The organism is Flavobacterium sp. B114r, assembly GCF_056824125.1.
In genome coordinates this window covers 3,970,485-3,990,245 of record NZ_CP124858.1, presented here as the reverse complement: position 1 = coordinate 3,990,245, position 19,761 = coordinate 3,970,485, and the positions used below count along the sequence as shown (strand labels likewise).

General features: G+C 33.5%; 16 protein-coding genes. 3 read left to right on the top strand and 13 right to left on the bottom strand.

Going from position 1 to position 19,761, the window contains the following annotated elements; translation table 11 throughout:
- Positions 1 to 40 precede the first annotated feature (40 nt).
- From ilvB to QLQ94_RS16860, 6 genes are all read right to left on the bottom strand, one after another.
- On the bottom strand, positions 41 to 1,729 hold the full coding sequence (ilvB, locus tag QLQ94_RS16885) for a biosynthetic-type acetolactate synthase large subunit (RefSeq protein ID WP_271337535.1): 1,689 nt from the start codon (positions 1,727 to 1,729) through the stop codon (positions 41 to 43).
- Between the two features lie 62 nt (positions 1,730 to 1,791).
- A complete protein-coding gene (locus QLQ94_RS16880) occupies positions 1,792 to 2,859 on the bottom strand; it encodes a hypothetical protein (RefSeq protein WP_271337536.1) in 1,068 nt (355 codons plus the stop codon).
- A gap of 3 nt (positions 2,860 to 2,862) precedes the next feature.
- A complete protein-coding gene (locus QLQ94_RS16875) occupies positions 2,863 to 4,563 on the bottom strand; it encodes a hypothetical protein (RefSeq protein ID WP_482497892.1) in 1,701 nt (566 codons plus the stop codon).
- Between the two features lie 43 nt (positions 4,564 to 4,606).
- Positions 4,607 to 6,280: a dihydroxy-acid dehydratase gene (gene ilvD, locus QLQ94_RS16870; RefSeq protein ID WP_271337538.1), complete on the bottom strand. Its 1,674-nt coding sequence runs from the start codon at positions 6,278 to 6,280 to the stop codon at positions 4,607 to 4,609.
- Positions 6,281 to 6,547: 267 nt separating this feature from the next.
- Positions 6,548 to 7,666, bottom strand: coding sequence for a 3-isopropylmalate dehydrogenase (gene leuB, locus QLQ94_RS16865; RefSeq protein WP_482497890.1), 1,119 nt, complete (start codon positions 7,664 to 7,666; stop codon positions 6,548 to 6,550).
- 77 nt (positions 7,667 to 7,743) lie between these two features.
- Positions 7,744 to 8,919 (bottom strand): 2-isopropylmalate synthase, encoded by a 1,176-nt coding sequence (locus QLQ94_RS16860; protein WP_427401333.1) that lies wholly within the window; start codon positions 8,917 to 8,919, stop codon positions 7,744 to 7,746.
- Between the two features lie 155 nt (positions 8,920 to 9,074).
- Here QLQ94_RS16860 and QLQ94_RS16855 point away from each other — a divergent pair, with 155 nt between their 5' ends.
- Positions 9,075 to 10,619 (top strand): hypothetical protein, encoded by a 1,545-nt coding sequence (locus tag QLQ94_RS16855; protein WP_427401334.1) that lies wholly within the window; start codon positions 9,075 to 9,077, stop codon positions 10,617 to 10,619.
- A 141-nt stretch (positions 10,620 to 10,760) separates the two neighbouring features.
- Complete coding sequence (locus QLQ94_RS16850; RefSeq protein WP_482497696.1) at positions 10,761 to 11,945, top strand: IS4 family transposase; 1,185 nt, start codon at positions 10,761 to 10,763, stop codon at positions 11,943 to 11,945.
- A 1,019-nt stretch (positions 11,946 to 12,964) separates the two neighbouring features.
- Here the strand turns inward: QLQ94_RS16850 and QLQ94_RS16845 are convergent.
- The gene (locus QLQ94_RS16845) at positions 12,965 to 14,620 is read right to left on the bottom strand and encodes a M1 family metallopeptidase (protein ID WP_271337542.1); all 1,656 of its coding nucleotides are present in this window, start codon (positions 14,618 to 14,620) and stop codon (positions 12,965 to 12,967) included.
- 180 nt (positions 14,621 to 14,800) lie between these two features.
- On the opposite strand from QLQ94_RS16845, the gene QLQ94_RS16840 reads away from it, so the two are divergent.
- Positions 14,801 to 15,499: a carbohydrate-binding family 9-like protein gene (locus tag QLQ94_RS16840; protein WP_427401336.1), complete on the top strand. Its 699-nt coding sequence runs from the start codon at positions 14,801 to 14,803 to the stop codon at positions 15,497 to 15,499.
- 165 nt (positions 15,500 to 15,664) lie between these two features.
- Here QLQ94_RS16840 and QLQ94_RS16835 read toward each other — a convergent pair whose 3' ends face one another.
- The 6 genes from QLQ94_RS16835 to hisH form a co-directional block, all read right to left on the bottom strand.
- On the bottom strand, positions 15,665 to 16,249 hold the full coding sequence (locus QLQ94_RS16835; protein WP_271337544.1) for a hypothetical protein: 585 nt from the start codon (positions 16,247 to 16,249) through the stop codon (positions 15,665 to 15,667).
- A gap of 129 nt (positions 16,250 to 16,378) precedes the next feature.
- Positions 16,379 to 16,975: a bifunctional phosphoribosyl-AMP cyclohydrolase/phosphoribosyl-ATP diphosphatase HisIE gene (gene hisIE / locus QLQ94_RS16830; RefSeq protein ID WP_271337545.1), complete on the bottom strand. Its 597-nt coding sequence runs from the start codon at positions 16,973 to 16,975 to the stop codon at positions 16,379 to 16,381.
- A gap of 89 nt (positions 16,976 to 17,064) precedes the next feature.
- Positions 17,065 to 17,820: an imidazole glycerol phosphate synthase subunit HisF gene (gene hisF / locus QLQ94_RS16825; RefSeq protein WP_482497887.1), complete on the bottom strand. Its 756-nt coding sequence runs from the start codon at positions 17,818 to 17,820 to the stop codon at positions 17,065 to 17,067.
- A gap of 87 nt (positions 17,821 to 17,907) precedes the next feature.
- Positions 17,908 to 18,219, bottom strand: a complete 312-nt coding sequence (locus QLQ94_RS16820) for an NIPSNAP family protein (RefSeq protein ID WP_271337547.1) — start codon at positions 18,217 to 18,219, stop codon at positions 17,908 to 17,910.
- Positions 18,220 to 18,290: 71 nt separating this feature from the next.
- Positions 18,291 to 19,016, bottom strand: a complete 726-nt coding sequence (hisA, locus tag QLQ94_RS16815) for a 1-(5-phosphoribosyl)-5-[(5-phosphoribosylamino)methylideneamino]imidazole-4-carboxamide isomerase (protein ID WP_271337548.1) — start codon at positions 19,014 to 19,016, stop codon at positions 18,291 to 18,293.
- 99 nt (positions 19,017 to 19,115) lie between these two features.
- Entirely contained in the window at positions 19,116 to 19,709 is a 594-nt protein-coding gene (gene hisH / locus QLQ94_RS16810; RefSeq protein ID WP_427401337.1) for an imidazole glycerol phosphate synthase subunit HisH, read from the bottom strand.
- Positions 19,710 to 19,761 lie beyond the last annotated feature (52 nt).

The window sequence follows — 19,761 nt, the reverse complement described above, 5'->3', positions numbered from 1 at the left end:
TTCTGCAACGTGAAACTTAAAACTTGAAACTTTTTTTTCTTTAGCTTAATCTAATTTCAGAAACACATGCTCCTGTTGGGATCATTGGGAAAACATTGTTTTCTTTTTCTACCATAACCTCCAGAAAATAAGAATCTTTTGAAGCCATCATTTCTGCAACGGCTGCATCTAAATCTTCTCTTTGTGTTACTTTTTTAGATTTAATATAATATCCTTCGGCGATTGCAACAAAATTTGGATTGATCATTTTTGTTGAAGCATATCTATTGTCAAAAAACAATTCCTGCCATTGACGCACCATTCCTAAAAACTCATTATTCAAAATAACAATTTTCACTGGTACTTTTGTCTGGAAAATAGTTCCTAATTCCTGAATTGTCATCTGGAATCCACCATCACCTATAATAGCCACTACTTCACGATCCGGTCTTCCCATTTTAGCTCCAATAGCAGCTGGCAAAGCAAATCCCATAGTTCCTAAACCTCCTGAAGTAATATTGCTTTTGGTAGAATTAAACTTGGCATAACGACACGCAAACATCTGGTGTTGTCCAACATCTGAAACAATAATAGCATCACCTTTTGAGTGTTTGTTGATCATTTCCATAGTCTCACCCATAGAAATTCCTTTATTATTTGTTGGGTTTAACTCTTCGTTTATAACCGTTTCTACCTCTATTTTATGTAGTTCTTTGAACTCGTTATGCCATGCTTCATGAGAATTTTTCTCAATTAAAGGCAATAACGCATCTAGCGCTTCCCTTACATCTCCTAAAACGGCAACTTCAGTTTTTACGTTTTTATCTACTTCTGCAGGATCAATTTCAAAGTGAATCACTTTTGCTTGTTTTGCATAAGTTTTCAAACTTCCTGTAACACGATCATCAAAACGCATTCCTAATGCAATTAGAACATCACATTGGTTAGTTAGCATATTTGGTCCGTAGTTTCCGTGCATACCTAACATACCCACGTTTAACGGATGATCTGTTGGCAAAGCCGAAAGCCCTAAGATTGTCCAGCCAGCAGGAATTCCTGTTTTTTCGATTAAAGCTTTTAATTGTTCTTCGGCCTGACCAAGAATAATTCCCTGACCAAAAACAATAAAAGGTTTCTTAGCGCTATTAATTAAGGCAGCAGCTTCAGCCACTTTATCCAGTTTTAATTTCGGAACGGGAACATAACTTCTGATTGCAGTACATTTTTCATAACTAAAATCTAACTCATCAAACTGAGCGTTTTTAGTAATATCGATCAATACGGGACCCGGACGACCTGAACGTGCAATATAAAATGCTTTAGCAATGATTTCAGGAATTTCTGAAGCTTCAGTAACCTGATAATTCCATTTGGTTACCGGAGTCGAAATCCCGATAATATCTGTTTCCTGAAAAGCATCAGAACCCAGTAAATGCTTCCCAACCTGTCCTGTAATGCAAACCATTGGTGTTGAATCGATCTGAGCATCTGCAATTCCTGTAACTAAGTTTGTAGCTCCGGGTCCTGAAGTAGCAATTGCCACCCCAACTTTTCCTGTAGCTCTTGCATAACCTTGCGCTGCATGTGTTGCACCTTGTTCGTGGCGTACCAAGACATGGTGTAATTGATCTTGAAATTTATATAATTCGTCATAAACTGGCATTATGGCTCCTCCCGGATATCCGTAAACCAAGTCTACTCCTTCTGCTAATAAACATCTAATAACGGCTTCTGCCCCTGATATTTTCATTTTTTATTATTTTTACAACTTAACAATTACTAGTATTTAAAAATACTGCTTTAATGTATATTTTAATAGAATGCAGGATTATGCTTTGATTTGAATGCGGTGCTTTTAAAAACTTCCAGATCATAATTTGCATCATCAATAATTCTTTGTCCGTCTTTTTTATCATAATCATTAGCAATTAGTCCCTCACCTTCTTTAATAGCTTTTTCAGGTTGATCTAAATGAATATAAATTCTTCCTAAATTATAATAAGCTGAATATCTTATCTTTTTACTCGACTTATCATTTTCTGTATATTTTGTTTTAAGTGAATCAAAATACTCTATTAATGGACTCATTTCACTTACTATCCCATCAATTGGACTAGTCGCTGTCATCTTAGAAAAAATTACCTTAACAGCTTCGAGCGCCTCTTTTTGAATAGCGCCTTCTTCGTCTTTAGAGTCAATAATCCATAAATTATCTCTATAACTTGTAGCCTCTAAACCGTACATTTTATTGACTTTACGATTCGTTTGATTAAGAACTAATTCAACATAAGTTTTGATTTTTTCATTATAAAAATCATCCTTTTGTTTTTTAAACAATTCTTTTACCGCTTCAGGATTTACATTGTCATTATTAGATTTATAAATATAGTCTTCATCAAACGCATATGTGTTTTCCTCATCTTTCCCTGAATCACTTATTGCTGATTTTATCTTGACGACTCCCGAACCTTTTGCTTCAATTTTCGCAATTACAAAATAGTAGGTAGTCTTTACCATTACCCCATTTTTATCTTTAGATTCATCAATTCTTGATTCAAGCTTTGGCTCCCCCATAGTAAAACTTTTCAAATTTATTTCTACATCAATATTTGAATATCTTACACTTTTTTTCCAGCCATACACATTTATTCTACCGTTCAGAGTCTCCTTATTAGGGTAAAAAGAAACAAAATCTTTGTTTATAATCGCTTCACTGCTAAAAGTTCTTTTCTCTAATGGCACAAACTTTTTAGGCAGTATTTGATAATTGACATTAAACGAAAACTTATCTAAATCGACCTTTTGTGGTTTTACCTGCGAAAAGGATTTGAAAGAAAGAAAAAGTATAACAAAATATCCTATTGTAATTTTCAAATTCATATTTTATTTTTTTAGAAATCTATTGTTCTTTTGCGACTCTAGCTGCTCTTTTGTATAATTACTCTTTACTTCCTCTTTCTTAGACGGATCGCTTATAAACATATATCGTTCTCCTATCATTTTTCCATCAACATCAAAAGCAGTTTTGCCATAAACAGCTGTCTTTTCTATTTTTTCATTAAGAACTAATATGTTGTTTTTCACAATTAATCTATACTCCTTTTGATTATCACTTATTTCAAAATGTTCTAATTTTAGTTTACCGTCATTATCGTATAAATCGTAATTCATCATAAAACCATCTGGTCTGCTATAAGTTAAAAAAAGAAACTTATCCTGAGTCGTGTCAGGTTTTAGAACTGTGTAACTTACATCTTGCAGGAAATCTGTCCTTAATCTTCCATTATAATCACAAATTGCCCCTTTACTTGATGAACTTGTTTGGCAATTGGCCCCTTTGCAAGGAATACTTACATTAAAAAAGCCATCTTGCCCGTTATATACGTATTGCTCATTACTAATCACATGTGAAAATGTTCTATAATCGCTCACTGCTATTAAATCATTCGGAAAATCCGCAATAAATTTGGATTTCTCAAAATCATAAATTTTTGATCCTCCATTATAAAGCTGAAGCGTAAAAAAACGATCTTTATATATCTTAATTTCTTTTATTTCTAATTTCGGATCAAATAACACTTTTCCATCATAATAGATATTCTTAAGATACATTGATTCGTCCCTGCTGGAATTTGCCCCTAATTGTTTAATTATTTTTCTTGTCTTAGAAAAAATAACCATGTATTTATCCTTAAATTCAAGCAATGAGCTAACATCATTTGCTCCTACTGATATAGGAAAGATATTCTTGAGATTTGAATAATCAATAAGCTCAATGATATCATTCTTTTGAGCTAAATAAGCAACATCTTTTTTCTCTCCTTTAACATGATAATACATTTTATCTAATGAATAGATTTTATCATAGTTGTTTGGTATTAATTGTTTATTTTCTTTAAAGTCATAAATTCCAAACTGCTTGCCATCCAGACTTGATCTAACGCGATTGTCTTTTACAAAAACATCATAATCATATTTGAATACTTGTCCGCGTGCATGCTTAAATGGCTGTTTGAGCAATGATTTACCTAATGTATCCAGAACTGTAAAATCTGTATTAGTAAAAGCTAAAGCTTGTCCGGACTTGTTAAAATTACCAATACTATTATATTGCGCAGGCACTATTATCTCGCCACAAGAATTAACAATCCCTACCTTTTCTGTATTATCAAAAAAACTATAAACTTCAAAAGGCTGATTCCATGATCCATTTGTAAAATTGAAATTGGTTTTGATTCCGACTTCTGGATTTTTAACATCGTGTATTTCAACGTCTACATATTCAAAAATCATATAACCGCCACCATCATTTCCGCTGCCACGTACTTTTGACGTGAAAAACTTCCCGCAATTTAATCCGCTTAAAAAACCTTTTTTGTTATCTCCTTTAAAAGAATAAATAATTTCGCCGGCAGCATTCGCTATCTTAATATTATCAGCACTTTTTTTATCTTTTAAAAGAATAAAACCACCTTTTTTTATCTCTAAATTATAATCTTTCTTTAGATCCTCTATTTTGCTACTTTGCGAAAATGAAATTAAAGGCAATACAAATAAGAAAAACATGTAAATTGTTTTCAGCATTTTTTATTTAATAAGTTGGTTTTAATATTAGGTTTTGACTTTATTATTTATCGGTAACGCAACCTGTAGAAGCGCTTGAAACTGATCTTGCGTATTTAAGCAAAACTCCTTTCGTAACTTTTAACGGAGGCTGAACCCACGCTGCTGCACGAGTTGCAAATTCCTCGTCAGATATCTTCAGGTTGATTGTATTATTTACAGCATCGATAGCAATTAAATCACCATCTTTTACTAAAGCAATACCACCACCATCATAAGCTTCTGGTGTTATGTGACCTACCACAAATCCATGTGAACCTCCAGAGAATCTACCGTCTGTAATAAGAGCACAACTGCTGCCTAATCCGGCACCAATAATTGCCGATGTTGGTTTTAGCATTTCAGGCATTCCCGGACCACCTTTTGGTCCACAATACCTGATGACTACTACATTACCTGGTTTAATTTTTCCGGCCTCAAGTCCCGGGATTACTTCAAATTCTCCTTCAAAAACAACAGCAGGACCTTCAAAATATTCTCCTTCTTTTCCGCTAATTTTTGCAACAGCACCTTCAGAAGCAAGATTTCCGTATAAAACCTGAATATTTCCTGTTGGTTTTAATGCTTTTTGTATTTCATGAATAACCTGTTGTCCATCTTGTAAATCCGGAGTATTGGCTAAATTCTCTGCTACAGTTTTTCCGGTTACGGTCAAACAATCCCCATGAATCAATCCTACTTTTAGTAAATATTTCATTATAGAAGGAATACCTCCAACTTCGTGAATATCCTCCATCATGTATTTACCACTTGGTTTCATATCCGCCAATACTGGTGTTTTATCATTGATTGCCTGAAAATCATCTAATGTGATTTCGATATCAACAGCGTGCGCCATTGCAATTAAGTGCATAACCGCATTTGTAGAACCTCCTAAAACTGCAACGATTGTAATTGCGTTTTCAAAAGCTTTACGAGTCATAATATCTCTTGGCTTAATATCTTTTTCTAATAATATTTTAATCGCTTCTCCGGCAGCAAGACATTCGTCTCTTTTATCCTGACTCAAAGCAGGATTAGAAGAGCTGTATGGCAAACTCATTCCTAATGCTTCAATTGCAGACGACATTGTATTTGCAGTGTACATTCCGCCGCAAGCACCAGCTCCCGGGCATGCATTTTGAATAACACCTTTAAAATCTTCCGGAGTAATTTCGTTTTTCACCTTTTTTCCTAAAGCTTCAAAAGCAGAAACAATATTTAATGATTCTCCTTTCCATTTTCCGGAATGAATTGAACCTCCGTAAACCATAATCGATGGACGATTTACTCTTCCCATTGCGATTAAAGCTCCAGGCATATTTTTATCACAACCAGGAATTGCAATAATACCATCGTACCATTGTGCTCCCACAACTGTTTCGATAGAATCTGCGATTACATCACGGGAAACCAATGAAAAACGCATTCCTTCAGTACCGTTTGAAATTCCGTCACTAACACCAATAGTATTAAAAATAAGTCCGACCAGATTTGCATCCCAAACACCTTTTTTGACGTCTTTTGCCAAATCATTCAGATGCATGTTACAAGTGTTACCATCGTAACCCATGCTTACAATACCAACTTGTGCTTTCTTCAAATCTTCTTCAGTTAAACCAATCCCGTACAACATCGCTTGCGCTGCAGGTTGTGTTTGATCTTGAGTGATGGTTTTGCTGTACTTATTTAATTCCATTATGTATTATTTTATTTTAATTTTTGTTCAAAAAAAAACCTTCCAGTATTTGGAAGGTTTGTAATATAGTTTTTCAATTATATTTATACCATTCCCGATGCATATGTGTGAATCACATTGACAACAACGACAGAAGTAATAATAATTGAGATTTGCATCATTTATTTTTTAGTGTCACAAAAGTATGAAAACTTATAGGACTAAAAAAATAAAATCTCAACATTTCACATACTTCTTGTTATTTATTTCATTATTTTAATAAAAACCTTAAACAATTGTTGACTGACCAATATGTACATTGTCATTATTAAAATACAATAGGTCATCTTTGCTAAAAATAAAATTTGAGACAAACTCTCCTACTTCATTTGTACCGAATTTTGAATCTGCTTTTAAATCAATTGTAACCACTTTATATTCAATTGCTTTTTCGACTGCCTGATAAATTACATTTGCTTCTTTGAATAAGCCAAAATGTTCTAACAACATTGCAGCAGATAAAATCGAAGCAATTGGATTGGCAATATTTTTTCCTTTTGCCTGTGGATAAGAACCGTGAATTGGTTCGAAAAGCGCATTTTTTTCTCCTAAAGATGCCGAAGCCAATAGCCCGATAGATCCTGTAATTACACTTGCTTCATCAGATAAGATATCTCCAAATAAATTCTCGGTTAAAATCACGTCGAATTGTTTTGGATTTAGAATAATCTGCATTGCTGCATTGTCCACAAATAAAAAATCTAACGCTACATCAGGATAATTCAAACTCACTTTCTGAACAACTTTTCTCCATAATCTTGAGGTTTCCAAAACATTTGCTTTGTCTACCATAGTTAACTTTTTGCGTCGGTTTTGTGCTGATTTAAAAGCTAAATGTGAAATTCTGGTAATTTCTTCTTCTGAATATTCACATAAATCCGAAGCATGTGTACCTTCTTCGTTTAATGTCTTAGCTCCAAAATAAGCACCACCGGTTAATTCTCTGAAAATAGTAAAGTCAGCACCATCAATAATCTCTCTTTTTAAAGGAGAGGAATCAATTAATGCTTTGTACGGTTTTATAGGACGAATGTTAGCAAACAAACCTAATTCCTTACGAAGCTTCAGTAACCCCTGCTCCGGACGAACTTTTGCATTAGGATTATTGTCATATTTAGGATCTCCAATCGCTCCAAACAAAACTGCATCTGTGTTTAAACAAAGATTAAGTGTTTGCTCCGGCAACGGATTTCCTGTTTTGTCAATAGCAATTGCTCCCATGAGAGCTTCTTCAAAAACAAATTCATGATTGTACACTTCGCCAATAGCATATAATGCTTTTTTGGCCTGTGCGATTACCTCTGGTCCGATTCCGTCTCCCGGTAAAACTGCTATTTTCAAATTCATAATGCCTCGTTCTTTATGTATTTAAACCCTTTTATCTTTCTCTTTATTCTATTCTCTTTATTCTATTCTCTTTCCAACTAACTTCTAACTAAATCTCCTTCAATTTTCGAAGCCTCAATAATCTGGTGAATATCTGCATCGATAACTTCTTTTTTGATATCAGCAAATTTCAAAAATTCAATGTATACGATATCCAATTGTACTTTTGTCAACTCGTAACCTACCTTTTTTGCACGGTAAGCCAAAGCAGCTCTTCCGCTTCTTGCTGTCAAAATAATCGAAGATTCATTAACACCCACATCAAGCGGATCCATGATTTCGTAAGTTGCTCTGTTTTTGATTACACCATCCTGATGAATCCCTGAACTGTGCGCAAAGGCATTAGCACCAACAATAGCTTTATTTGGCTGAACGATCATTCCCATACTTTCAGAAACCAATCGGCTCATTTCATTTAATTCTCTTGTATTGATATTAGTGTCAAGATTAAGGTAAGGATGTTGTTTAAAAATCATCACTACTTCTTCAAGTGCCGTATTTCCGGCTCTTTCACCAATACCATTTATAGTACATTCTATTTGTCTTGCTCCATTTATAGCTCCTGCAATAGAGTTTGCAGTTGCCATTCCTAAATCATTATGACAGTGACATGAAAGGATCACATTTTCGATACCTTTTACGTTTTCTCTTAAATATTTGATTTTTGCACCGTATTCATCTGGTAAACAATACCCTGTTGTATCTGGGATATTTAATACCGTAGCTCCGGATTTGATCACTTCTTCACAAACTTTTGCAAGGAAAGCGTTATCAGTTCTACCGGCATCTTCTGCATAAAACTCAACATCTTCTACATAAGATTTTGCGTGTGATACAGCGTATTTTGCTCTGGCAATAATGTCTTCTCTTGTGGTATTTAATTTATGGAGAATGTGAGATTCAGATGTTCCGATTCCTGTGTGGATTCTAGGTCTTTTAGCATGCTTTAAAGCAGCTGCGGCAACATCAATGTCGTTTTTTACAGCTCTTGTCAGTCCGCAGACGGTAGCGTTTTCTACAATTTTACAAATCTCAGAGACCGATAAAAAATCGCCCGGACTTGACACAGGAAAACCTGCTTCGATAACGTCAACTCCCATTTTATCAAGTCGTTCTGCGATAACTAACTTTTGTTTAGTATCTAACTTACATCCTGGAACTTGTTCGCCGTCGCGCAAAGTGGTGTCAAAAATTTGAACTTTCTCTCTATTCATATTCATTTATTTAATGTAATTTCACATCTTGATAACAAATATATATTGTACTTCCTCAGTATGAAATTCATTTTAATGAAATTATACTGTTCATAACACAATTTATAACGTGTTAATCTATTAAAAACCAATAAGTTATATTATTATATTTTACAATGGCTAACCATCAAAAAGATTTCTTATTTGTATTGATTAAATCGCTTTCTAAATCCGAAAAAAGACAGTTTAAGATTTTTGCAAGCCGTTTAGAGACGAGTTCAAATACGAAATTCATCGAATTATTTAATATTTTAGATAAGTCTGAAACCTACGATGAAAAGCTTATTCTAAAAAGCGGGATCATTAAAAAAGTACAGCTATCTAATTTAAAATCATACTTATACAAACAGATTCTGGTCAGCATCAGGTTGAATATTCCGAGTCAGAACATTCGTTATCAACTGCGTGAACAAATAGATTTTGCGGGTATTTTATACAATAAAGGACTGTATAAACAAAGTTTAAAAATTCTGGACAAGACAAAAATCATTGCGCTTGAAAATGATGAGAAATATATGGCGTATGAGATTGTAGAATTCGAAAAACTAATCGAATCGCAATATATTACCCGAAGTATTCAGGGTCGAGCCGATGAATTGGTTATTCAGGCAAAAGAATTAAACTATAGAAATACAATTTCAAGTAAGTTATCTAATTTGTCGCTTCAGCTTTACGGAATCATGCTTAAGACCGGTTATGTAAAAAATGATGAAGAGTATACTTATATTGATGACTATTTCAATAAACATATTGCTAAATTAGACGAAAGCAAGTTTGGATTCAGAGAGAAATATTGGTTCTATAACGCCAATTTATGGCGAAGTTTTCTGGTTCAGGACTTTCTTGCGAGTTATAAATTTGCTTATAAGTGGGTGAGATTATTTTACGACAACCCAAACATGATCTATCAGAATCCGGTGTTTTTTTTAAAAGGGAATCATTACTTTTTGGAGTCTTTATATATGTTGAAGTACAAATCGAATTTCAAGAAGTATTTAACGCTTTTAGAAGAAACAATTGAAGATCCTAAGTTTCCTGTAAATGACAACATTGCATCGCTATCATTTCTATATTTATATAATAATAAGCTGAATTATCATATCCTGGAAGGAACTTTTGCAGAAAGCGAATATTTGATTCCCGAGATCTTAGAGAAAATAAAAATTCATAGCGAACATCTTGATGAGCATCACGAGATGTTATTTTTCTATAAGATCGCCTCCATTTATTTTGGAAATGAGAAGTATAATGAATGCATTTTTTATCTGGATAAAATTATTAATAACAGAAATTTAAGCATGCGTGAGGACTTAATGTGTTTTGCGAGACTATTGTCTTTAATTGCGCATTATGAATTAGGGAAAGATTATTACATGGAGAACCACCTTAAAAACACTTATAAGTTTCTATTAAAAATGAACGACTTACACGAAGTTCAAAAGGAAATTATTAAGTTCCTGAGAAACTTAAATAACTTTTATCCAGCCGATATTAAGAAAGAATTTAAAAAAATGCATGCGCGTTTTGTAGAACTTGAAAAAAATACCTACGAAAAAAGAGCTTTCTTATATCTGGATATCATTTCATGGCTTGAAAGTAAAATTGAAAATCGCAAAATTGCTGATATAATTAAGGAAAAAGCGAAGTTGAATAGCCGTTAAGGACGAAATTTTCAATTTTTTAAAATTCCAAATTCCAATGGTTTGCGCACGGGTCTTTGTCAAAGTTTAAAACCAAGAGTGTAAGGAACTTTTGTAAAAAACTATTATTTTTATTTTCTGTATTTATAAATCTATCAGAAAATGCAAATCAGAACAGAAGTAAAAGAAATATTAAATTATATTTCAGAAGATCAACTTGATTTTTTTGCTCAGCAAACTATGGTTGACTGGAATGCTAAAAAACTAAAAGGCAAGGAATTATTTAAACTTTGTGTTTTTGGAGTCTTAAATGAAAATAGAGCCAGCTCTAGAGTATTTGAGAATTTTTATGAGAATCATTTTTTTTGTAAATATGCTCAAATTCCCAAAGATAAAAGTGTAAGTCACAGCAGTATTGCAGAGAGAATAGGAAAAATAAACGTTGAGTATTTCGAAAAACTTTATCAGCACACCGTTACTGTTTTTCAGGATAAACTCAATGATAAAGATAAGATCAAATTAAGTTTGTATGATTCCACAATTACAAGCTTATCTGCTTCTTTGTTAAGTTTCGGGATGCGAAATGGGCAGAAAAACAAAAAAGGAGAACAGGGCAAAAATAGTATAAAATTTACAATTGGTTTTAATGAATTGCCCTTTAATGTAAAGTTTCACAAGGATCAAAAAATGATTAGTGAAGATTTGGCTTTGGGCAATATTCTAGAAGAGCACATAGCCAACAAAAAAGATATTGCCGTTTTTGATCGTGGAATGAAGAATAGAAAAACAATGGTTGATCTCTCTACTGATGATAAATATTTTGTAACCCGAATTTATAAATCATCTAAATATGAAGTAGAGAAAGGCAGTAAGGTCACTCCATTGGATTTTGAAAATGATATTCTTAAATTAACAAAACATAGCAGGGTTTATCTTTACTCGAATCAAAAAAAGACTAAAATAGTTTTTAGATTAGTGGAAGGGATATTAAAATCTGATGGAGAGAAGATCTTGTTTTTAAGCAATTTGCCAGAAGAAGAATTTACGGCAGATCAAATAGCAGAAATTTATAAAAAGCGTTGGGACATTGAGCGTTTCTTTAGATTTATAAAGCAAGAAATGAATTTTAAGCACTATTTTTCAAGACAGTGGAATGGAATTCAGGTAATGATATATATTATTTTAATTGCATCAATCTTGCTCTTGAGTTATATAAAACTAAATGAATTAAAAGGATATAAGATCCCCAAAATTTCATTTTGTAATCAATTACAAAATGAAATCATTCAACAAATAGTAATACATTGTGGTGGGGATCCTGCTAAAATAGAGACATTCAATGCATAAAATAAAGTTCCTTACACTCTTGGTTTAAAACTTTGACAAAGATTAGTACAGACAAAAAGCGTGAAGGATTAAGATCTTTCACGCTTTTGTCATTTCTGACGTGAGGAAAAATCTCCGTAAGAAACTCCTCCCTGAAAGTCTCCAATCTTAAGTCGAAAATCTTTGACGAATTTCTAGTGCGATTTCTCTCTCCGATCGAAATGACAAGCCCTGCCAAAATCCCTTTAAATCGGATAGGAGCCTAGGGATTAATTCCCTAGGCGACCTTCCACACCACCCGGCATACGGATCCGTACCAAGGCGGTTCTTAATTTACGATACATTTTAAGATAGATACCTAACCTAAAGTACTTCCGTGAGGTTGTTTTCAGTTATCCCAATAAAGGTCTGCACTCCCTGGTAGCTGTCGGATTCCGTCCTATCCTTTCCAAGGTAGTTATCAAATTACTTGATATTTTCTGCATTCGTGCCTTCATAGGTAACATTCATTTACTACTCACTTAATTAAGTTCAGTCCTTCGGTACTCATTTACAGTACCTACTATGACCTCTGCTGACTTCTTATAGCAATTGTTATCCATAAGTGCTTTTCTTAAAAAAAAAACTCCCCCTATGTCTATAAGACCTCCCCAGGTAAGAACGACAACTTTCCTCTCATATACCTGCTATATTTACCATGATGTTTCCGTACAGTTTTGGACTTCAGTTTGTGTTGCAACCTTATCCAACATCTTTGGCCTTTTATATAGTTTCTGTTCGTCAGGTCAAGAGTTTGCCTACTGCTTCCTTCAGATTCCACCTCGCGATGGACACCCTTGCATTCAGCTAACACTTCCCACTGTAAAGGCGTGTTCGGGACTTACACCCTAGAGTTATCGCCCATGCTGGGCACACAACCAACAAACCCGACAGGTTTTTAAAACCTGTCGGGTTTACTAGACGCAAAAAAAATCCCAAATCCCTCCCGAAACCTCGGAATTGGAATTTGGAATTTTAAAAAATTGGAATTTATTTAATCTTTATTCTACAATATTAGAACTTGTTACGTAGAAATCTTTATCAACTTCAAGCGTACGTTTCTCGTTTGTTGTTTTCTCTGATTTCCATTCTGTGGTTGGTTTAAGCCATATCTCTTCACCGTTTAATTTTACTTTAACCGGCATATCAAACTTAGCTACACAATTAGTCCAGTGATATCCAAAAGATCCGTTTTTAAAAATATATTCAAAAACCGGAATCTGAGTTGTGTTTAAATACTGTGTAAAAACCCTGTTGAAATTAATTCCAGATTGCGTATTGATATATTCCTGAATTTGTTTACCAGTAACCGTTTGGTGATAAAAAGTGCTGTTTAAACCTCTTAAAATAGATTTCCATTTTGCATCATCGTTAATGACCTGACGAATCATATGCAGCATATTCGCCCCTTTTGGATACATATCTCCAGATCCTTCATTATTGACATCATAATTACCAATAATAGGCTTATCATTATGAATGTTTCTTCTGCACCCAATTACATATTCTGCACCTGCATCTTTTCCGTAATAATATTCAACAAAAAGGCTTTCAGAATAATTCGTAAAACTTTCATGAACCCACATATCTGCAATATCTTTATAGGTAATATTATTAGCAAACCATTCGTGTCCGGATTCGTGAATAATGATAAAATCGAATTTTAATCCCCATCCGGTTCCGCTTAAATCTTTCCCTCGGTATCCCATTTTGTAACCATTCCCGTAAGTCACACTACTTTGGTGTTCCATTCCTAAATAAGGTGCTTCAACCAATTTATAGCTGTCTTCGTAAAACGGATAAGGTCCAAACCAGTTTTCAAAAGCTTTTAGCATTCTTGGAGCATCTTTAAAATGCTCTTTTGCAATTTCCAGATTGTCTCTCAGAACATAATAACTGCAATCTAAATCGCCTTTTTCTCCTTTATATTTCTCTGTAAAATTCACATAATCCCCAATATTTATGTTTACACCATAATTATTAATTGGATTGGCAACATACCAATTGAAGGTTTTAGTACCGTCTTTTTCTTTTTTAACACTTTTCAATCTTCCGTTTGAGACATCAGTTAGATCTCCGGGAACATTTACAGTAATCAACATGTTTTCGACTTCATCATACATATGATCCTTGTTTGGCCACCAAACACTAGCACCCAATCCCTGACATGATGATGCGATAAAATCCTTTCCGTTTTTATCTTTTTTCCATGTAATTCCACCATCCCAAGGCGGATTTACAGCTTCTTTAGGTTTACCTCCAAATGAAATTATAATTTCCTTTGTATCGCCTACTTTTTGAGCAGCCGTTAATTGAATAAAAAAAGCATTTCCGTCCCTTTCGAATTTCAATTCTTTTCCGTCTTGCGTTACTTTATAAATCTGCATAGGTTCCTGCAAATCAATCTGCATTTTGTTATAATCCTTTAGGACCGTATAACGAACAGTGTTTGAACCCGTAATAGTTTTGTCTTTTGGATTTACTTTTACATCTAAATGATAATATTTCAAATCCCACCAGGCTCTTTCTTTTGTAATGCTTCCGCGTAAAGTATCCTGATGTGTAAAAACCGTTTCTGACTTATTCAAAAGTCCCTGGGCATTGGTTGTAAAACCAAACAAAAAGGCGATTAAAGCGCCACCGAAGTATTTTTTCATATGAAGTAAATATTTTCTTTTAACCGAAATAAGAAAGGTATTTCAACCCGCTTAAACTTCAACAAATGTAAACATTCGATTTAAGTTTTAAATGATTTTAGAAATGCTAATCAGAAAAATTATTATTAAAAGTTATTTATTCTTCTGTATTTTAGCAAATCAAATTCATTTATACTATTTATGAAAATTAGTGCAATCACTACTGTTTTATGTTTCATGTGCTCAATAACAAATTATTCGCAAAGCATACCAATTTATAAAACAGCTGAAAAAATAACAATTGATGGAGATTTATCCGATTGGAAAACCCCTTTTCTTGGACCTTTTGTAATTCATGATTCAGGAAAAAAAGGTACTCAGAATACTTTTGTTTCACTTTCGTGGAATGATGAGAACCTGTATATCGCCTATCATTCAACAGATTCTAAAATAATTGGATCAGCTCAGAAAAAAGATTCTCAAATTTTTAGTACCGATGATTTAGTAGAGATTTTTATCGATCCTGACGGAGATGGTCAAAATTATATCGAAATTGGGGTAAATGCTTTTTCATCTAACTATGATTTATTGCTTAAATGTATTTCGCCGGATTGTGGTGGCTGGAACACTTCTATGGCTTTTGATATCGCAGGCCTTGAAGCAAAAAGTAAAATAACGCCCGAAGGTTTTGATACTGAAATTAAGATTCCGTTTTCGAGTTTAGAAACTATTAAAAACGGCAATTTCAATAAACCGAAAGCCGGAACAAAATGGAGGGGAAATACTTTTAGAATTGATTACGGTAATACAACCGAATATCTTGCATTACAATATTATAAGAGCTTAAAATATGGTTTTCACCAACCGGAAGAATTTGCTGTTTTCGAGTTTCTGGAATAGCGATAAGATGGTACGCGGATGACACGGATTCGCTAAAGCGAAAACGCAGATTAACGCGGATTTTTTCTTTTTTTTTATCCGCAATCTTGTCATCCCAAGGAACGAGGGATCTCCACAAGAAACTTAATTCTGATTGCTTTAAATTTTAAAAAGCTACGATGCAAGTTACTTAACGGTGTAATATTGCATTTCATTATCAACTAAATATTTAAAAAACTTATTATCTTCCTTCATTTTATAAATTTCAAAGATAGATTTGTTTGATTGAAAATATACATTTTGCAAAAATCTATCATTTAAATTCCCATAAGCCTGATAGGTTTCAAGAAACATTTTTATGCCTTTTTTTATTACAGTTCCGTTTGGAAATCGTTCTAACCTGTACATTGATGGAGAAGGCGAATTATCTTTTTCAAGAAATAATTCTCCCGTACTTTCATTTATGGGATAATAAACACTTTTAGAGGTCTTTTCTAAAAAAAGAAGTAACTTTTGTCCTTTTTTCAAATCGCTAACCCGACCGTCACACATCCATTCTTTCCAGATTGTAACATTAATTTTTGAATCAGATTTTCCTTTAATAAATTGACTTATTGTAAATTCATACCTATCCTTTGAAACATTCGAAATTGTACCGTCAACAATTAAATCTGCTTTAGAAATAACTATCGAATATGATAAAATATTTTTCTTAAAATCGAAATTTAAAGTTGGACTTAGAAATAAAAATAGACAAACAAACAATTTCATAAATGCATTATTTTTTAGCGCGATACCATTTTTGTGAGACTGAGGGAAGTCGAAGTTCCGTTTACTAAATCACTTTGCGGAACTTCGAGTTCCCTCAGTCTGACAATTGAGCCGAAAATTAATTCTTATTTATTTCTGACGTTTCTTCAAAACATCTACAACATCATTCAGCTGAAAACCTTTTGCTTGCAATAAAATCAAATAATGAAACAACAAATCAGCGCTTTCGCTTAAGAACAAATCATCATTATCATCTTTGGCTTCGATCACAACTTCTACAGCTTCTTCACCAACCTTTTGAGCAATTTTATTGATCCCTTTTTCAAATAATGAAGCAACATAACTCTTCTCAGAATCGGCATTTTCTCTTCTGATTTTGATTGTATTTTCAAGATTTGAAAGAAAACCATAGCTTTCTTTATTTCCTTCCTGCCAACAAGTATCTGCTCCTGTGTGACATGTAGGTCCTTCTGGTTTTGCCTGAATTAAAAGTGTGTCGCCATCGCAATCATTTTTAATGCTTACAAGATTTAAAAAGTTCCCACTCTCCTCGCCTTTTGTCCAAAGCCTTTGTTTTGAGCGGCTAAAAAAAGTTACTTTTTGTGTTTCTACTGTTTTTTGCAGTGATTCTTCGTTCATATATCCCAGCATCAGAACATTTTTAGTTTCTGAATCCTGAATAATTGCCGGAATCAATCCGTGTGAGCTTTTTATATTGATGTCCATATTATTTTAGATTTTTTGACTTCAGATTTTAGATTTTCCGAAATCTTTAATTTATAGATTAAATCTTGTTTTTTTTCTTGACTCAGTTTTTATAGTCTAACTTCGATACCATTATTTCTCAATTCCTGTTTCAAAGCTTTAATCTCAATTTCCTTAAAGTGAAAAACACTGGCCGCCAAAGCAGCATCTGCTTTTCCTACTTTAAATGAATCTACAAAATGCTGAATATTTCCAGCTCCTCCGGAAGCAATAATCGGAATATTAATCAATTCTGACAATTTAGCTAAAGCTTCATTGGCAAAACCATTTTTTGTCCCATCGTTATCCATTGATGTAAATAGAATTTCTCCTGCTCCGCGCTCTGCCACTTCTACAGCCCAATCAAATAAATTCAGTTCTGTTGGAACTTTGCCACCAACCAAATGTACAATCCATTGTCCGTTAATTTCTTTAGCGTCAATAGCAACCACAACGCATTGACTTCCGAACCTCTGAGCCAAATCATTGATTAATTGCGGATTTTTTACTGCCGATGAATTGATCGAAACTTTATCAGCACCATTATTCAAGAGAATTTCAACATCTTCAACAGACGAAATTCCGCCGCCAACAGTAAATGGAATGTTAATTTTTCCCGCAACACTTCGCACCATATTTACTAACGTTTTGCGACGTTCTTCGGTAGCTGAAATATCAAGAAAAACCAATTCGTCAGCTCCTTCAGCCGAGTAAATTTCTGCCAGTTCAACAGGATCTCCCGCATCGCGTAAGTCCACAAAATTAACGCCTTTTACGGTTCTTCCGTTTTTTATATCCAAACATGGAATGATTCTTTTTGCTAACATTTCTTTTAATGTGTCAATTTGAGAATTTGAGAATTAGCTAATTTTTCACACAATACGTAGAATTATCTAATTTTCTCATTATCTAATTTATTTAAATACAGGACTTAAAAACGTTCTCTCATAACTTACGATACATCTTGTATCTTCGGCAATTTTAAAAGCTTCTAAACATTCCTGATCGTCCTTTGAAAACATTTGTTTTCTATAATCTTCATAAGCTGTTAAACTTGGAAAAGAAAACAATGCATATGCAATATTATTAGCTCCTTCCGAAGGCATAAAATAGCCATGATGCTGTCCTCCTAATCGATTTACGATTTTAATCCACCTTTTACCATACTCTTCAAACGCCTCTAATTGATAAGGATCTATAATATATTTTAAATGACAAGTTATCATATTTTTAATGAGTTATTTGGAATTTGATAATTAGCTATTTTTTTACACAACAAGTAAATTATCTAATTATCTCATTTTCTAATTATATAGTTTTCCAGTTGTTTTAAAGTAATTCTTCCTTCGTAAATCGCTTTTCCAATAATTGTTCCTTCACAGCCCAAATGCGCCAATTTTGGCAATTCATCAAAAGTTGAAATTCCCCCGGAAGCGATTAACTTTACACCATGAGCTTCTTTCAAAATTTTAGCATACAAATCAAAACTAGGGCCTTCAAGCATTCCGTCTTTTGCAATATCAGTACAAATAACATACTGAATTCCTTTAGTTTGATATTCCTGAATAAACGGCACCAAATCTTCATCTGAGTCTTCTAGCCAACCTGAAATTGCAACTTTTTCCTCTTTTGCATCAGCACCCAGGATAATCTTTTCGGAACCATACTCTGCAATCCATTTTTCGAAAATTGCTCTGTTTTTTACAGCAATACTTCCGCCTGTAATCTGGCTTGCACCGCTTTCAAAAGCTATCTTCAAATCTTCATCTGATTTTAAACCGCCACCAAAATCAATTTGCAAGCTCGTTTGTGTGGCAATCTGTTCCAGGATTTTATAATTGACAATTTTGCTCGATTTTGCTCCGTCTAAATCTACTAAATGTAAATATTCTATTCCGTGTGCTTCAAATGATTTCGCCACTTCAAGCGGATTTTCGTTGTAAATTATTTTAGTATCATAATCGCCTTTTGACAAACGAACACATTTTCCGTCGATGATATCTATAGCTGGTATTATTCTCATTTTTTGATATTTTAGATTTTAGAGTTCCGATTATTAAAAAACGATTTCTCTAAATTGACATTTTGATTGATATTGATTTTACAATTGGAATTTGGAATTTTAAAAATTGGAGTTTAATTTAAGAAAGTTCTCAAGAATTTTCTCCCCAACAGCGCCGCTTTTCTCAGGATGAAACTGAGTTCCGTAAAAATTATCTTTTTGCAAAGCCGATGCATATTCTAATTCATAATTCGTTGTTGCAATGCTCTCAGTGCAATTAGGAGCGTAAAAACTATGCACTAAATACATAAATTCATTCTCAGAAATTCCTTTAAACAAATCTGATTTTAAATCGTAAATCTGATTCCATCCCATTTGTGGCACTTTTACTTTTGAGGTAAATTTAATCACATCTACATCAAAAATACCTAAACCTTTAGTATTTCCTTCTTCAGATGAATTACACATCAATTGCATTCCGAGGCAAATTCCTAAAACAGGTTGTTTCAAAGCTGGTATCAGGCTATCCAAACCGCTTTCTTTTAGCTTTTTCATCGCAGAGCTTGCTTCCCCTACTCCCGGAAAAATAACTTTATCTGCAGCTTGTATTTCTTCGGGATCATTACTCAAAACAGCTTTAAAACCAAGTCTTTCAATGGCAAACATAATGCTCTGAATATTTCCTGCCCCGTAATTTATAATTACTATTTTCATTTTTTTTGTTTCAGGTTTCAAGTTTCAGGTTTCAGGTTTCACGTTGCTCTGC

What these genes read in the sequence shown, in the direction of transcription:
- hisA (WP_271337548.1), bottom strand. Translation starts at nt 19,016, where the DNA reads ATGAGAATAATACCAGCTATAGATATCATCGACGGAAAATGTGTTCGT.
- QLQ94_RS16820 (WP_271337547.1), bottom strand. Translation starts at nt 18,219, where the DNA reads ATGATAACTTGTCATTTAAAATATATTATAGATCCTTATCAATTAGAG.
- leuB (WP_482497890.1), bottom strand. Translation starts at nt 7,666, where the DNA reads ATGAATTTGAAAATAGCAGTTTTACCGGGAGACGGAATCGGACCAGAG.
- QLQ94_RS16850 (WP_482497696.1), top strand. Translation starts at nt 10,761, where the DNA reads ATGCAAATCAGAACAGAAGTAAAAGAAATATTAAATTATATTTCAGAA.
- hisF (WP_482497887.1), bottom strand. Translation starts at nt 17,820, where the DNA reads ATGTTAGCAAAAAGAATCATTCCATGTTTGGATATAAAAAACGGAAGA.
- QLQ94_RS16845 (WP_271337542.1), bottom strand. Translation starts at nt 14,620, where the DNA reads ATGAAAAAATACTTCGGTGGCGCTTTAATCGCCTTTTTGTTTGGTTTT.
- hisH (WP_427401337.1), bottom strand. Translation starts at nt 19,709, where the DNA reads ATGAAAATAGTAATTATAAATTACGGGGCAGGAAATATTCAGAGCATT.
- QLQ94_RS16835 (WP_271337544.1), bottom strand. Translation starts at nt 16,249, where the DNA reads ATGAAATTGTTTGTTTGTCTATTTTTATTTCTAAGTCCAACTTTAAAT.
- QLQ94_RS16875 (WP_482497892.1), bottom strand. Translation starts at nt 4,563, where the DNA reads ATGCTGAAAACAATTTACATGTTTTTCTTATTTGTATTGCCTTTAATT.
- QLQ94_RS16840 (WP_427401336.1), top strand. Translation starts at nt 14,801, where the DNA reads ATGAAAATTAGTGCAATCACTACTGTTTTATGTTTCATGTGCTCAATA.
- QLQ94_RS16855 (WP_427401334.1), top strand. Translation starts at nt 9,075, where the DNA reads ATGGCTAACCATCAAAAAGATTTCTTATTTGTATTGATTAAATCGCTT.
- QLQ94_RS16880 (WP_271337536.1), bottom strand. Translation starts at nt 2,859, where the DNA reads ATGAATTTGAAAATTACAATAGGATATTTTGTTATACTTTTTCTTTCT.
- hisIE (WP_271337545.1), bottom strand. Translation starts at nt 16,975, where the DNA reads ATGGACATCAATATAAAAAGCTCACACGGATTGATTCCGGCAATTATT.
- ilvB (WP_271337535.1), bottom strand. Translation starts at nt 1,729, where the DNA reads ATGAAAATATCAGGGGCAGAAGCCGTTATTAGATGTTTATTAGCAGAA.
- QLQ94_RS16860 (WP_427401333.1), bottom strand. Translation starts at nt 8,919, where the DNA reads ATGAATAGAGAGAAAGTTCAAATTTTTGACACCACTTTGCGCGACGGC.
- ilvD (WP_271337538.1), bottom strand. Translation starts at nt 6,280, where the DNA reads ATGGAATTAAATAAGTACAGCAAAACCATCACTCAAGATCAAACACAA.